Source organism: Acidovorax sp. KKS102 (assembly GCF_000302535.1).
In the GTDB taxonomy this organism is placed as follows: domain Bacteria; phylum Pseudomonadota; class Gammaproteobacteria; order Burkholderiales; family Burkholderiaceae_C; genus Acidovorax.
Genome location: NC_018708.1, coordinates 2,805,287 through 2,820,265, shown reverse-complemented (window position 1 = coordinate 2,820,265; position 14,979 = coordinate 2,805,287). Strand labels below are relative to the sequence as shown.

Below are 14,979 nucleotides of genomic sequence, written 5' to 3'. Positions count from 1 at the left end.
CGACAGCGCCAGGGTTGTGTGCCTGAGGTGATTCTGGGGCGCCGAGTAAACTATAGGGTTTTTGCCGCGCGGAGCGACCCACGGCAAATACCCCCCAACCCACACACAAAGGTAACCCCCATGGGCGCGCAGTGGAAAGCAAAAGGCAAGGCTCTGGTGGCCGATGCCAAGGGCAAGCTGTTTGGCAAGCTGGTCAAGGAAATCACCGTGGCCGCACGTGGCGGCGCCGACCCGGCCAGCAACTCGCGCCTGCGCCTCGTGGTCGAGCAGGCCCGCAAGGCATCGATGCCCAAGGACACGCTGGAGCGCGCCATCAAGAAGGGCTCCGGCACCGGCGCCGACGCCGTCAGCTACGAACGCGTGATCTACGAAGGCTTTGCCCCCCACCAGGTGGCCGTGATGGTCGAATGCCTGACCGACAACGTGAACCGCACCGCGCCTGAAATGCGCGTGCTGTTCCGCAAGGGCCAGTTGGGCACGTCCGGCTCGGTGGCGTGGGACTTCAACCACGTGGGCATCATCGAAGCCGAGCGTGCCAACGCCGATGCCGACCCCGAGCTGGCCGCCATCGAAGCCGGTGCGCAGGACTTTGAGGCCGGCGACGAAGAAGGCACCACCGTCTTCTGGACGGACCCTACCGACCTGGATCTGGTCAGCCGCGCGCTGCCAGCCTACGGCTTCACGGTGCTGACTGCCAAGCTGGGCTACAAGCCCAAGAACCCGGTGAACCCCGCCAACCTCACGGCCGAGCAACTGGAGGAGGTGGAGAACTTCCTGGCCGCCATCGATTCGAACGACGACGTGCAAAACGTGTTTGTGAGCTTGGGTGGCTGATGCCGGCGGGCTGGTGCTGGCGCAGGTACCGCATACGGTGCCGCGCAGCATTCCGCCCACTCCATCCGTTGGCTGGCCACCTCTTGTTTTGACGGACCCATCCACTGTTTCATGACTGCTGACCACTACGCAGCCCTCGGGCTGGCGGCCAACGCGTCGCTGGCGGACATCAAGAAGGCCTTTCGCCAGAAGGCCTCGTTCTACCACCCCGACCGCAACACCGCACCCGACGCGGCCCAACGCTTTGCCGAAGTGCAAAAGGCCTACGAGGTGCTGTCGGACGACGACGCGCGCCAGGCCTATGACGACAACCGCCGCCGCAACCTGCTGGACGACCCGCTGCAGACCGCCCAGGAGATCTGGCAGGCCTACAGCGCGCGCATCCTTTCTCATCCTTCTGCCCTGTGAAACTTTCTCCCTATTTTTATGACCTGCGCTCGGCCTACCAGGCCGAGCTGGATGACCTGGTGTCGGACTCCGAAGGCAACGACGTGCTGCGCAAGCGCCTGGCTGAAAAGCGCAACGAGATGGCGTTTTTGGTGCAGATGATGGAGCTGGCCCCCGAAATGGTGGCCGTGGTGTTCCACCGGGGCTTTCGCTTCACCCAACCGGCAGCGCTGGAGCACCTGCTGAGCCTGCCCGTGAATGAGTTGCCCGACTGGCACAGCCTGGGCCACGCCGTGGCGCTGGAGCCCTGGGCGCAGAGTCTGGCGCAGACGGTGCTGCGCGAGCCCCAGGGCGCACGCTTTCTGACCGTGGCTGCTGGCCTGGAATACCTGCAGCAGCACGCCCACATGGCCCCCGCTGCCGCCGCACATGGCGACAGCGATGCCGAAGAGGACAGTGAAGACGCCGCCGAGCACGACGACGACTACAGCGCCCTGAGTGCCGACGACGCGGTGGACCCACACAACAGCCGTACGCGCGAAGAGGCCAGCGCCAACTGGCTGGCCGACGTGGGCTTTGAGCGCAAGGAATGACGACCATGAGCAGCAGCAACCAACACCTGGCCCTGATCACCAAAACCACCAGCCTCATCGCAGCCGGTGACATCGTGGGCGCCGAATCGGCGCTGGCAGAGCTGGCCGATGCCGAAGGCGACAACGCCCTGATGGTAGTGCTGGACCAGCTCGCCCCCAAGGACATCCTGGCCGTGATGCGCGAGTACGACGACTCCAAGGCGTCCGTGGTCAACATGCTGGTCACGCCCGAGCAGTTTGCCCGCGCCATGGTGCTGGAGAAGCAGTACAAGGACCTCACCCACACCCACCTGCGCAACATGGTCAACGCCGTGGTCTTCCGCGACGATGCCGACCCGGTGGAATTCCTCACCGCCATCGGCGACCTGGAAGGCGGCGCCGAAGCCCTGGCCAACTACTTTGCGGAAAAGTGGAGCCGCATCGAAGCCTTTGCCCGCACTGGCACGTTTGACGCGACCGAAGACTACGGTGTCACGCTGAGCGATGACGAACTGCTGGCCTCGGGCTATGTGCAGCCGCGCGTGGACCTGGACGAGGTGGCCGACCGCGACTGGATGCAGATGGCCTGGCTGCTGCGCTACGAGTGCCGCGACCTGTTCATCGAAATGCTGCTGGTGCTGCGCGCCAAAGCCCGTGCGTTTGATATGGGCCTGGAAGAGGGCGATGAGACTCCCGCCGAGGAAGACGACGGCAAGTTCGAGACCAGCGAGACAGACCGGGGCAAGGCCACGCCCGCTGCCCGCGCCTCTGACGAAGAATCCGCGATTTGATGATGTCCCAAAGCTCGGCACTGCAACTGCACGACGCCCGTCCTTTCTTTGAAAAGGCGCTGGTCTACGGCGTGCAGCACGGCATCCTCGATGCGGACCGGCTGGCGGCCATCCATACCGATGCGCCCAAGGGCATGGTGCAGATTGCGCGCTACTTTGGCAGCGAGTTCTTGCGGCCCGAGCTGGAAAAAGCGCGGGATCGCATGGTCAACCTCATCAGCCTGTACCTGCTGGAGACCACGGACGGCGATCTGGCCAAGGCGGCGGTCTCGCTGCGCGACAACTCCTTTTTGTCGCGCTCCAAGGGCGGGTCGGACATGCTCAAGCGGCTGATCGCCATGCCCGAGAGCAGCAACTTTGGCATGGCCGGCTATGCCGATTCCGAAACCCCGCTGCTGGCTGCCTGGTCGTTGCGCAGCCATGCCGACTACCGCGCCGAGCTGGCCCGCCGCAGCCAGATCGCCCAGGCCATTGCCGCCGCCGAATGGTTGGCCGCGCAATACGACCTGGACACCGACGAGCTGGAAACTGCTGGTGCCGATGCCGAGGCGGTGATCCGCACAGGGCTCCTGATGCAGGCGCTGAACCCCAAGGCCATGGCGGCGGGTGAGTGGCCCAGCGCCCCGGCGTTTGAAAAGCTGGTGACGGCACTGCGCAAAAAGAAGGCAACCGTGCCGACGGCGCTGCGCTTGCCCGCTGGTGTGCCCGCAGAGCTGCGCGATGTGCTACAGGCCCAATGCGCTGCGGTGCTGGCGGACTTGCCCAAGCTGCTGCAGTCCACTGCGCCCCTGCGCACCCTGTTGCGCCCCATGGGCGCATTTCGGGCGCGGTACTTCCTGCTGGACGACCCGCTGGCCGAAGTGGACAGCTTTCACCGCAGCCTGGACGCTCTGGAGGAAGACGACGAGCCTCCGCAGCCCGCCAGCAAGACCTGGACGAAGGCGACCGCAGGCAACGAGGACGAGCACTCCCTGCTCACGCTGTTCCTGTGCCTGGCCGCTGGCGCGCCCAAGAAAACGCTGCTGACCGAGAAAACCGCCGCCAGCCTGGTGCGCAAGATCCGCAAGTCCGGCCTGCAGCCCGAGCTGGCGGCCGATTTCATCCGCAGCCATGCAGCAGCCGCCTTCCAGCAGGACTACCTGGCCCTGTGGTCCGGTTTTGTGCAAGACGCGCAGGCCACGCTGACCAGCGACCGCGACTACCAGATGCACGACGCACTGGCGCTACTGCGGCGCGAATGCCACGTGGTGGGCTGACAGGTGCGCCCATAGGCCGAGGGAGGGGGCGGCCTGAGAGGCTCCAGGCACTAACTCAAGCACTGCATGGATGCCCGAAAAAGAGTCGCGGGGCAGTCAAGGCTCTCGGTTACCATTGTTAACGTTGACAGTCATCGCATAGCCTGCAAGCCATAGCAGCCGGGCGTTGGGCGATGGCGTCGCGTTGTGAGCCTCATTGCCATCGCCTGTCTGTACCTTCTGTGCACAGCCCCACCCTCCTTATCGTCGCGGCCATTCTTGCAGCGCTGGTCACAGGCGTTCTGTCCGCGGTGTGGATCTTCAACAGACGCATTCCCGGGCTTCGCTTCTGGGCGCAGGCACTGTTTTGCGCCACCGTCTTCTGCATCAACCTGCTGCTGCGCGACCATGTGTCGCTGCCGTTGTCTGTCGTGCTGGCGCAGTCTTCCGTAGCGTTGGCTGCATACCTATGCCTGCTGGGCGCACGCGAGTACATGGGCAGGGCGCCCTTGGGGCACGGTGTTGCCTTACTGGCCTTGGCGCTTCTGCTGGGTACTGCCTTGTTTTTTACCCTGGTGAAGCCGAATGTGCAGGTACGCATCGCGCTGACGGGGCTGGTGCCAGGGGTGTTGTTCATTGCGGCCGCGCACACACTGGCCCGTGGCGGCTTTCACAAGGTGCCCGCACGGTACCTGTTTGCGGCCACGGTGGGCGTGCATGGAGCGTTCTTGCTGGTGCGGCCTTTGCTGTTCAAGCTGGCCGCGCCCGCCGATGGGGCGCAGCCCGAGACGGGCATGGTGGCTGCGCTGTCGCAGTTTGTGGTGCTGGAGTCCACCCTGGCGCTGGTGCTGGTGGCGTTTGGTGCGCTCATGCTCACCAATGAGTTCATCACCAACGAACTGCGCCACCTGGCCGAGGTGGACCCGCTGACCAATGTATTCAACCGCCGCGCGTTTCTGACCCTGCTGGACAAAGCCATCAGCAACGCCCAGCGCACGCAGACGACGTTGCCCGTGCTGGTGATGGACCTGGACCATTTCAAGAAGGTCAACGACAGTTGGGGCCACCGCGCGGGTGACGATGTGCTGCGCCATTTTGTGATGCTGGCCCAGCGCTGCCTGCGCAAGGAAGACGTGATGGGTCGACTGGGGGGGGAAGAGTTCGCCATCTTCTTGCCCAACGCAGGGGCCGGTGGCGCCGTTGCGGTGGCCGAGCGGCTGCGCGCCATGGTGGAGGCCCACCCGGTGGTGACCGAGCAGCGCAGCATTGCGCTCACGGTGAGTGTCGGCGTCACCGTGTGCGCGGGCAGCGAGTCCGCAGGCACGGCCCTGCAGCGTGCGGATGAGGCCATGTACCTGGCCAAGGAACGGGGGCGCAACCGCGTGGAGATGACCGTGGTCCCTGCTGCACCCATGGCCCCGGCTACCACCACCAACCAGCCTGCCACGCGGACCACCCTGGCGGCATAGGAGCTGCCTTGCGCCGTGGCGGGCTGTGTCGGCTGCCCGACCCTGGCGGTGGCGGCATGGGTCACAAAGTCGATGTTGCCCGTCACAATCGCCTTTTTCACCCCGCCCCCGGTGATGCGAGCAGACAACCCCATGGCAGTCCCCACCCCTCCTGGCGCTCCCAGCGACGCCCACGCTGCAGCCCCCCAATCCGCCGGCACCCAGCCCGCGCCCTCTGCGTCGCCCGTAGCGCACGGCCGCAGGGCATTTCTGGCCACCGGGGCTGGAGCCGCGCTCGCAGCCGCTGGCGCTGCGGGTTATTTTCTGCACCAACCGGGCAACGACCGACGGCTGGTCTTCGCCACCCTGCACGATGCCATGGGTGAGGCCGAGCGACTGAATGCTGCCTCTGTCCACGCGCTGGAACCCGCCACGGCCTGGACCTGGGCCCAAACGCTGGTGCATTGCGCGCAGAGCATTGAATACTCGTTGCAAGGCTTTCCGTCGCCCAAGTCGGCGCTGTTTCAGAACACCCTGGGGGCCGCCGCTTTCAAGGTGTTTACTCTGCGGGGCCGCATGAGTCACAACCTGGCTGAGCCCATTCCGGGAGCCCCGGCGCTCGATGCGCAGACCACGGACCCATCGGCCGCCATGGCACGCCTGCGCCAGGCGGTGCAGGACTTTGCCCTCCACACCGGTGCACTGCAGCCTCACTTTGCCTACGGCGCATTAACCCGGACGCAGTACGAGCAGGCGCACGCCATGCACCTGGCCAACCATCTGTCGGCCTTTGATGGGCGCGGCTAGTTCAGGCGCTGAAGACTAAAGCTGCGCTCGTCTGAAGCTGCTGGACCAGCTCCGCAGCGTAGCCGTAAGACCCACGCAATTGCAGTCAAATTGATGCAAGTCAAGGGAGGCGGCCGACCGCGCGCAGCCCATGAGGGCCCTGCGCTTACGATACTTTTTGAGGTGAGGCGCCTTCGCTGATGTGACTGCCAATGCGCTCTGCCTCCGCACCAAAGAGGATCAGAGCCATGGGCAGCAAGTGGAAAATTTATGCGGCCGTCGCAGCGCTGTTGCTGCTGGGCACCGTATTGGTCGTGCGGTGGGCGCCCTGGCAGCCCAAGGGGCCGGGCCCGGGCTTTGTAAGCGGCAACGGCCGCATCGAGGCCACCGAGATCGCCGTGGCCACCAAGCTCGCGGGCCGGGTGCAGGACATCCTGGTGGCCGAGGGCGATTTCGTGAAAGCGGGGCAGCCCGTGGCCCGTATGCAGATCGACGGCCTGCAAGCCCAGCGCGAAGAGGCCGTGGCCCGGCTGCAGCAGGCGCAGCTGGCCATCAGCAGCGCGCAGGTACAGGTGGCCCAGCGCGAGAGCGACTACCAGGCTGCCTTGGCGGTCGTGGCCCAGCGCGAGAGCGACCTCGACACCGCCCGCCGCCGCCTGCCGCGCTCCGAGCAGCTGGCGCGCGAAGGCTTCTTCTCTAGCCAATTGCTCGACGACGACCGCGCCAAGGTGCGCAGCCAGCAGGCCGCCGTGGTCGCGGCCAAGGCGCAGGCCAAGGCGGCGCAGGCGGGCATCGGCGCGTCGCGCACGCAGGTGACCAGCGCCGAGGCCAACGTGCGCGCGCTGGAGGCCACGCTGGCCCGCATTGATGTGGAGCTGGCCGACAGCGATCTCAAGGCCCCGCGCGACGGGCGGGTGCAGTTCCGCGTGGTGCAGCCCGGCGAGGTGGTGGGCGCAGGCGCGCGCGTGCTGCAGCTGGTGGACCTGACCGATGTGTACATGACCTTCTTTCTGCCCGAAACCGTGGCGGGCCGCGTGGCGCTGGGCAGCGATGTGCGCATCGTGCTTGATGCCGCGCCGGGCTTTGTGATCCCGGCCACCGTGTCGTTTGTGGCCAGCACCGCGCAGTTCACGCCCAAGACGGTGGAGACCGCCAGCGAGCGCCAGAAGCTCATGTTCCGCGTGCGGGCCCAGATCGACAAGGCACTGCTGCTGCGCCACCAGGAGCAGGTCAAGACCGGTCTGCCTGGTGTTGCCTGGCTGCGGGTGGACCCCGCCGTGGAATGGCCCGCCAACCTTGCCATCAAGGCGGACCAGTGAGCCTCCCCGGCAGCGTGGCACCCGTGGCCCGCCTGCGTGGCGTGGGCCAGCGATATGGGCGCACGGTGGCGCTCTCAGACATCGATTTGGAAGTGGCCGCGGGCCGCATGGTGGGCCTGATCGGACCGGATGGCGTGGGCAAGTCCAGCCTGCTCGCGCTGGTGGCGGGCGCCCGTGCAGTGCAGCAGGGCACGGTGGAGGTGCTGGGCGGCGACATGGCCAAAAGCCGCCACCGCAGCCGCGTGTGCCCCCGCATCGCCTATATGCCGCAGGGCCTGGGTAAGAACCTGTACCCCACGCTGTCGGTGGAAGAGAACCTGCAGTTCTTTGGCCGCCTGTTCGGGCACGACGCGGCCGAGCGGCGCCGCCGTATTGATGAACTCACACGCAGTACCGGCCTGCACCCGTTTCTGGCGCGGCCTGCGGGCAAGCTTTCGGGCGGCATGAAGCAGAAGCTGGCGCTGTGCTGCGCGCTCATCCACGACCCCGACCTGCTCATCCTGGATGAGCCCACCACCGGCGTGGACCCGCTGGCGCGCGCGCAGTTCTGGGATTTGATCGGCCGCATCCGCGCCGCCCGGCCCGGCATGAGCGTGATCGTGGCCACGGCCTACATGGAGGAAGCCCAGCGCTTTGAATGGCTGGTGGCGATGGACGAGGGGCGCATTCTGGCCACCGGCACCCCGGCCGAGCTGATGGCCCGCACCGGGCACGATTCGCTGGAGCAGGCCTTTGTAGCGCTGCTGCCCGAGGCCAAGCGCCGGGGCCACCAGGCGGTGCAGATTCCGCCTCTGGACCGGTCGCAGGCAGAAGACGACGCCCATGTCGCCATTGAGGCGCGCGACCTGACCATGCGGTTTGGTGATTTTGTGGCGGTGGACCATGTGAGCTTTCGCATCCAGCGGGGCGAGATCTTCGGCTTTCTGGGCAGCAATGGGTGCGGCAAGTCCACCACCATGAAGATGCTCACCGGCCTGCTGCCCGCCAGCGACGGGCAGGCCTGGCTGTTCGGCCAGCCGGTGGACCCCAAGGACATGGCCACGCGGCGCCGCGTGGGCTACATGTCGCAGGCGTTTTCGCTGTACAGCGAGCTGTCGGTGGAGCAGAACCTGGTACTGCATGCCCGCCTGTTCCACGTGCCCGAGGCCGAGGTGCCCGCGCGTGTCACGGCCATGCTGGAGCGCTTTGACCTGCAGGCCGTGCGCAGTTCGTTGCCCATGAAGCTGCCGCTGGGCATGCGCCAGCGCCTGTCGCTGGCCGTGGCCATGGTGCACCAGCCCGAGCTGCTGATTCTGGACGAGCCCACCTCGGGCGTGGACCCGATGGCACGCGACAACTTCTGGCGCCTGATGGTGGAGCTGGCGCGGCGCGACAAGGTCACCATCTTCATCTCCACCCACTTCATGAACGAGGCCGAGCGCTGCGACCGCATCTCGCTGATGCACGCAGGGCGCGTGCTAGAGAGCGCTGCGCCGCAGGACATTGTGGCCAAACGCGGCGCCACCACGCTGGAAGAAGCCTTCATCGGCTACCTGGAAGATGCTGCGGGAACGGCACCAGACCCTGTGCCTTTGCAGGCTTCGGACCCCGCTGCGCTATCGCCGGTGTCCGCATCCAGCGCTACCACCTCGCGCTCCCGTCTTCGCCAGAGCCTGGCCCGCATCCACAGCACCCAGTGGCGCGAATCGCTGGAGCTGCGCCGCGACCCGGTGCGCGGTGCCATGGCGCTGCTGGGCTCGCTGATCCTGATGTTCGTGATGGGCTATGGCATCAGCATGGACGTGGAGAACCTGCGCTTTGCCGTGCTGGACCGCGACCAGACCGCGCTGAGCCGCGCTTACACGCTGAACCTGGCGGGCTCGCGCTACTTCACCGAGCGGCCGCCCATCACCACCTACACCGAGCTGGACGCGCGCATGCGATCCGCCGAGATATCGCTGGCGCTGGAGATCCCGCCCGGCTTTGCACGCGATGTGGCACGCGGCCAGACGGTGCAGATCGGAGCGTGGGTGGACGGCGCCATGCCCCAGCGTGCCGAAACCGTCATCGGCTACGCCCAGGGCCTGCACCAGCAGTGGCTGGTGGAGCAAAGCCGCAGCCGCACGGGCACCGTGCCCCGAGGCCTGCTGGAGGTGGAGCCGCGCTACCGCTACAACCCCGATGTGCGCAGCCTGCCGTCCATGGTGCCTGCCGTGATTCCGCTGCTGCTGCTGATGCTGCCCGCCATGCTCACGGCCCTGGCGGTGGTGCGCGAGAAAGAGCTGGGCTCCATCATCAACCTGTATGTGACGCCCACCACGCGCACCGAATTCATGTTGGGCAAGCAACTGCCCTATGTGCTGCTGGCGCTGTTCAACTTTGGCCTCATGTGTCTGGCGGCCGTGACGGTGTTTGGCGTGCCCATCACCGGCAGCTTTGCCACGCTCACGCTGGGGGCTGTGCTGTTCAGCCTGTGCTCCACGGGCATGGGGCTGCTGGCCTCCACCGTCACGCGCAGCCAGATTGCCGCCATGTTTTTTGCCATGGTGGGCACGCTCATCCCGGCGGTGCAGTTTGCGGGGCTCATCAACCCGGTGTCGTCCATGACCGGATTCGCGCGCTGGGTGGGCGAGGTCTATCCGGCCAGCCACATGTTCACCATCAGCCGGGGCGTGTTCAACAAGGCCCTCACGCTGCAGGACTTGCAGGCCGAGTTCTGGCCCATGCTGGTGGCGGTGCCGGTCATCATCGGCGCGGCGATCTTGCTGTTACGCAAGCAGGAGACCTGACATGGCACTGCGTGGACGGTGGTCGAACATTTTTCGCCTCGGCATCAAGGAGCTGTGGAGCCTGTGGCGCGACCCGGCCATGCTGTTCCTCATCGTCTACACCACCACGCTGGCGGTGTACTCGGCAGGCATGGCGCAGCCCGAGACGCTGTACCACGTGCCCATTGCCATCGTGGATGAGGACGACTCGGCCTTGTCCCAGCGCATCGCCACCGCGTTCTATGCGCCCCAGTTCACGCGCCCCGCGATGATCAGCATGCGCGAGGTGGACCCGGGCTTGGACGCCGGCCGCTTCACGCTGGTGCTGCACATCCCCGCGCATTTCCAGCGCGACGTGCTGGCGGGCCGGGTGCCGCAGGTGCAGCTCAACATCGACGCCACGCGCATGGGGCAGGCGTTTGCGGCCAATGGGGCGGTGCAGCAGATCGTGCAGCTGGAGGTGGCCGAGTTCGTGCAGCGCGACCGCACTGTGGCCGCGCAACCCATCGAGCTGACGGTGCGCTCGCGCTTCAACCCGGCGCTGAACCCCGCGTGGTTCGGCTCGCTGATGGAGCTGATCAACATCGTGACCATGCTCTCCATCATCCTCACGGGCGCCGCGCTGATCCGCGAACGCGAGCACGGCACGGTGGAGCATTTGCTGGTGATGCCCGTCACCCCCGGCGAGATCATGCTGGCCAAGGTCTGGGCCATGGCGCTGGTGGTGCTGGTCGCTACCTGGGTGTCGCTCACGGCGGTGATCCGCTGGGCGATTGGCGTACCCATCGAGGGCTCGGTACCGCTGTTTCTGCTGGGGGCCACGCTGCATCTGTTTGCCACCACGTCCATGGGCATCTTCATGGCCACGGTGGCGCGCAGCATGCCGCAGTTTGGCTTGCTGATGGTGCTGGTGATGATGCCGCTGCAGATGCTGTCGGGCGGCGTCACCCCGCGCGAGAGCATGCCGCTGTGGGTGCAGTACGGCATGGCCCTGGCGCCCACCACGCACTTCACCGAGCTGGCCCAGGCCATCCTCTACCGGGGCGCGGGCTGGGCGGTGGTGTGGCCGTCGCTGGTATGGCTGCTGGGGATTGGGGCGGTACTGTTCAGCCTGGCGCTGGCGCGGTTCCGCAAGACGATTGCGCGCATGGCTTGAGCGCACCAGCGCTTCCTGTGTCCCACACTTGGCGAGAGTGTCATGGCTTGGTGTCGAATTCGTTCAGGGGCAGATTGAAGCTGCCTCTTCGGTCTCCGGTGACTGAGAACGCGCGTGTGCTTCCTGACAGGTTCTTGCCACTGGTCTGGGTAAAGACCACGCGGTATTTGCCTTCATCCACGCGGTCCAATGTGTAGCCTCCGCGGGGCGACAAGTAGACCTGCCTCAGCGGGGAACAGGGGTTGGCATCCGCTGCGCACAGGCGCACCCATAGTCCTTCATCGCCGGGATTACCCAGCGTGATCAGGGTGTCCCCACCAGCGGCCAGATAAGGTTGGCCGAGCAAGCGACCACTGGATTTGGGCCATTCGCCTCGCCGGTTGTCTGGTGATTTGCCATGGGGGTAGGGCAGGGTGTGCTTGACACCAGGCCCCTGCGATGGCTGTGCTGAATGCTGAGGAAAGCGGGGCCCCTCATAGCGCTGGGGGGCTCCCCACAGGGCGTAGCCCACCAGCACATAAAGCAGCGTGGCCATTGCCAGCAAAGCCATAGCACCGTAGCTGCTGGTATTGATCCAGGGCTTGCGTGGGTAGGTGAACGTATCCAGCAGTTCGCCGACGGCATCTCGGCCGGTGATCGCGCGCACCAGCCAGAACAATGCGGCAGCACCCCACAGGCCCGCCAGCAGCCAGGGCCTGGCCAACTCGTTGTAGATACCCATCAAGACGAGCTTGGGCATCATGAAAATCAGATCCGCAAGGCTTGCTTCCGCCCTGGCAGTGGCGCTGAATGTCAGCGCCGCAATGAAGAGGAGGAGTTGTTTGTGCATGGCGAAAGCGACCAAGGGGTTAAGGCGCTGGAGGTGGTGCAGCACGAGATGATCATTCCCCGCGGGAGTGTCCCGATGGTAGTCGTCTGGCACGCAGGGTCACCCGAGGTCGTGGCGTTCGGCGTCGAGGCATGCGAACTGCGACAGACCTCAAGAGCTGCCCGTTGAAATGAAATTTGTACTGCTTGGCCGCCCTGGCAGGCGCAACTGTGCCACCGGCGCTGGGCTGCTCGCCACCCGCTGGCCGCGCCTCCACACCCCCAGCCGCGCAGCGCGCAGGCGGATGGCCTCGACGGGGGTGCGTGCGTGCAGCAGCACGAAGTCTGCATGGCAGCCGGGCGCAATGCCATAGCCCTCCAGGCCCAGCAGGCGTGCCGGGTTCACCGTCACCGCATCAAAACACTGCCGCATCGCGGCCTGGCTGGTCATCTGCCCCACATGCAGGCCCATGTGCGCGGCCTCCAGCATGTCGGCGCTGCCGCCGCTGTACCACGGGTCCAGCACACAGTCATGGCCAAACGCCACCGTCAGGCCTGCGGCCATCAGCTCGGGCACACGGGTCATGCCCCGGCGCTTGGGGTAGGTGTCGTGGCGGCCTTGCAGCGTGATGTTGATGAGCGGGTTGGCCACCACGCCCAGGTCGGCCTCGGCCATCAGCGCCATCAGCTTGCTCACGTAGTAGTTGTCCATGCTGTGCATGGAGGTGAGGTGCGAGCCCGTCACGCGGCCCTGCAGGCCCAGGCGCTGGGTTTCGTACGCCAGGGTTTCCACGTGGCGCGAGTGCGGGTCATCGCTCTCGTCGCAGTGCATGTCCACGCGTTTGCCGCGCTCGGCGGCCAGTTCGCAGAGGATTTTCACGCTCTCGGCCCCCTGGGCCATGGTGCGCTCGAAGTGGGGGATGCCACCCACCACGTCCACGCCCATGTCCAGCGCACGCTTCAGGTTGTCGAACCCGCCCGGCGCACGCAGCACACCGTCCTGCGGAAAAGCCACCAGTTGCAAATCCAGGTACGGCGCCACGCGCTGTTTTACATCCAGCAGCGCCTGTACCGGCAGCAGGCTAGGGTGGCTGGTGTCCACATGGCTGCGGATGGCCAGCAGCCCGCGCGCCACGGCCATGTCGCAGTACTGCAGCGCGCGTTGCACGATGGCGTCGTGGGTCAGCGTGGGCTTGAGTTCGCCCCACAGCGCAATGCCTTCGAGCAGCGTGCCGCTCTCGTTCACGCGCGGCTGGCCGTAGCTCAGGGTCGAATCCATGTGGAAATGCGCGTCCACAAACGGCGGGCTGACCAGCAGGCCACCCGCATCTACCGTTTCATGCGCAGGGGCTTGCAGGCCTTCGGTCACTTCGGTGATGCGGCCGCCTTGCACGGCGATGGACATGTTCTGGCGGCCGTCGGGCAGGGTGGCGTGGGTGATGAGCAGATCGAGCATGGTGGGAGAGTTTAGAGATTCGTCTGGGCGTGCAGGCACACTGCGGGGTCTAAAGAACAAAGGGTCATCCGATGAACGAACATGAAAAGCTGAACTACGTCGAATTTGCCGCGCGCGACTTGCCCGCCACGAAGTCGTTCTTTGAAAAGGCCTTTGCATGGGCCTTTGTGGACTACGGCCCGGAGTACACGGCCTTCACGGGCCAGGGGCTGGACGGTGGATTCTTTCAGGCCAGCCTGTGCTCTACCCCAGCTACTGGCGGCGCCTTGCTGGTGTTCTACAGCGCAGACCTCGAAGCCACGTTGGCAAAGGTTGAGCAGGCGGGTGGCCATGTGGTCAAGCCGGTGTTCGAATTTCCGGGAGGGCGGCGCTTTCATTTCACCGAGCCCAGCGGCAACGAGTTTGCGCTGTGGTCCGATCAACGCTCCCCCTTGCGGTAAGGCTTCATCAACGCCTGCGGATAAGCCGCCTTGCGCGCCACCAATACCAGCGCCAGGATGGACAGCAGGTAGGGCAGCATCAAATACACCTGGTACGGCAGCCACGCATCACCCGCCTGCTGCAGGCGCAGTTGCAGCGCGTCAAAAAAGGCAAACAGCAACGCACCCAGCAGCGCCTTACCGGGCCGCCACGATGCAAACACCACCAGGGCCACGCAGATCCAGCCCCGACCATTGATCATGTTGAAGAAAAAGGCGTTGAACGCCGACAGCGTGAGGAACGACCCCGCCACGCCCATCAGCGCCGACCCCGCAACGATGGAGCCCGTGCGCGTGGCCGCCACCGAGATGCCCTGGCCCTCGGCCGCCTGCGGGTTCTCGCCCACCATGCGCACGGCTAGGCCCAGCGGTGTGCGCATCAGCACCCAGGCCAGTAGGGGCACCAGCAGCAACGCCAGCAGAGTGAGCGGCGTTTGCGCCGACAGGATGGGAGCGCCCAGCCACTCCATGGGCGCAAAGGGCTCGATGGTGGGCGGTGTGTTTACCTTGGGGAAGCTCACGCGATAGCCGTAGTAGCTCAGCGCCGTAGCAAGCAGCGTGATGCCCAGGCCGGACACGTGCTGTGACAGCGCCAGCCCCACGGTGAGCCAGGCGTGCAGCAGGCCAAACACAGCACCCGTGAGCGCCGCTACCAGCACCCCGGTCCACAGCCCATGGCCCGCATACACCGTAAGCCAGCCGGTGAAGGCCCCGGCCACCATGATCCCTTCAATGCCCAGGTTCAGCACCCCGGCGCGCTCGCACAGCAGCACGCCCAATGTGCCCAGGATGAGCGGGGTGGCCACGCGCAGGGTGGCAATCCAGAACGCGGGGTTGGCGAGGATGTCGAGCAGTTCGGTCATGCGGCTGCTCCGTGGAATTTTGCTTCTGTTTCGATAGCTGCTAGCGCATGATTCACTAGCGCTACAGGCCGATTTGGTTTGAAATTGTGGTTTGCACGG

Annotated in this window: 14 protein-coding genes and 1 pseudogene; 12 read left to right on the top strand and 3 right to left on the bottom strand. The window is 65.9% G+C overall.

All coding sequences use genetic code 11. The annotated features are described in order from the left end of the window. Window positions 1-120: 120 nt before the first annotated feature. From C380_RS12930 to C380_RS12885, 11 genes and pseudogenes are all read left to right on the top strand, one after another. On the top strand, window positions 121-834 hold the full coding sequence (locus tag C380_RS12930; RefSeq protein WP_015014302.1) for a YebC/PmpR family DNA-binding transcriptional regulator: 714 nt from the start codon (window positions 121-123) through the stop codon (window positions 832-834). Between the two features lie 12 nt (window positions 835-846). Further along, a pseudogene (locus C380_RS25870) lies at window positions 847-927 on the top strand (hypothetical protein); the annotation flags it as partial. An 18-nt stretch (window positions 928-945) separates the two neighbouring features. Further along, on the top strand, window positions 946-1,242 hold the full coding sequence (locus tag C380_RS12925) for a DnaJ domain-containing protein (protein ID WP_015014301.1): 297 nt from the start codon (window positions 946-948) through the stop codon (window positions 1,240-1,242). Then, window positions 1,239-1,814 carry a hypothetical protein gene (locus C380_RS12920; protein WP_015014300.1) on the top strand — a complete coding sequence of 192 codons (576 nt, stop codon included), beginning with the start codon at window positions 1,239-1,241 and terminating at the stop codon, window positions 1,812-1,814. The genes C380_RS12925 and C380_RS12920 overlap by 4 nt, the downstream gene beginning before the upstream one ends. A gap of 5 nt (window positions 1,815-1,819) precedes the next feature. Continuing rightward, window positions 1,820-2,584 (top strand): hypothetical protein, encoded by a 765-nt coding sequence (locus tag C380_RS12915; RefSeq protein WP_015014299.1) that lies wholly within the window; start codon window positions 1,820-1,822, stop codon window positions 2,582-2,584. Beyond that, window positions 2,584-3,840 carry a hypothetical protein gene (locus C380_RS12910; RefSeq protein WP_015014298.1) on the top strand — a complete coding sequence of 419 codons (1,257 nt, stop codon included), beginning with the start codon at window positions 2,584-2,586 and terminating at the stop codon, window positions 3,838-3,840. The genes C380_RS12915 and C380_RS12910 overlap by 1 nt, the downstream gene beginning before the upstream one ends. A gap of 221 nt (window positions 3,841-4,061) precedes the next feature. Beyond that, on the top strand, window positions 4,062-5,288 hold the full coding sequence (locus C380_RS12905; protein WP_148279962.1) for a GGDEF domain-containing protein: 1,227 nt from the start codon (window positions 4,062-4,064) through the stop codon (window positions 5,286-5,288). Between the two features lie 132 nt (window positions 5,289-5,420). Continuing rightward, complete coding sequence (locus tag C380_RS12900; RefSeq protein ID WP_148279961.1) at window positions 5,421-6,074, top strand: DUF1569 domain-containing protein; 654 nt, start codon at window positions 5,421-5,423, stop codon at window positions 6,072-6,074. 227 nt (window positions 6,075-6,301) lie between these two features. Next, a complete protein-coding gene (locus tag C380_RS12895; RefSeq protein WP_015014295.1) occupies window positions 6,302-7,372 on the top strand; it encodes an HlyD family secretion protein in 1,071 nt (356 codons plus the stop codon). Continuing rightward, entirely contained in the window at window positions 7,369-10,140 is a 2,772-nt protein-coding gene (gene rbbA / locus C380_RS12890) for a ribosome-associated ATPase/putative transporter RbbA (protein WP_015014294.1), read from the top strand. The genes C380_RS12895 and rbbA overlap by 4 nt, the downstream gene beginning before the upstream one ends. Before the next feature lies 1 nt (window position 10,141). Continuing rightward, entirely contained in the window at window positions 10,142-11,275 is a 1,134-nt protein-coding gene (locus C380_RS12885) for an ABC transporter permease (RefSeq protein WP_015014293.1), read from the top strand. 40 nt (window positions 11,276-11,315) lie between these two features. Here the strand turns inward: C380_RS12885 and C380_RS12880 are convergent, their stop codons facing one another. Together C380_RS12880 and C380_RS12875 are read right to left on the bottom strand one after the other, a co-directional pair. Continuing rightward, window positions 11,316-12,104 carry a hypothetical protein gene (locus C380_RS12880; protein WP_148279960.1) on the bottom strand — a complete coding sequence of 263 codons (789 nt, stop codon included), beginning with the start codon at window positions 12,102-12,104 and terminating at the stop codon, window positions 11,316-11,318. Window positions 12,105-12,254: 150 nt separating this feature from the next. Then, window positions 12,255-13,538 carry an amidohydrolase family protein gene (locus C380_RS12875; protein ID WP_015014291.1) on the bottom strand — a complete coding sequence of 428 codons (1,284 nt, stop codon included), beginning with the start codon at window positions 13,536-13,538 and terminating at the stop codon, window positions 12,255-12,257. Between the two features lie 71 nt (window positions 13,539-13,609). On the opposite strand from C380_RS12875, the gene C380_RS12870 reads away from it, so the two are divergent. After that, a complete protein-coding gene (locus C380_RS12870; protein WP_015014290.1) occupies window positions 13,610-13,978 on the top strand; it encodes a VOC family protein in 369 nt (122 codons plus the stop codon). Here the strand turns inward: C380_RS12870 and C380_RS12865 are convergent. Continuing rightward, window positions 13,957-14,880, bottom strand: coding sequence for an ABC transporter permease (locus tag C380_RS12865; protein ID WP_015014289.1), 924 nt, complete (start codon window positions 14,878-14,880; stop codon window positions 13,957-13,959). The genes C380_RS12870 and C380_RS12865 overlap by 22 nt on opposite strands. Between the last annotated feature and the right edge of the window lie 99 nt (window positions 14,881-14,979).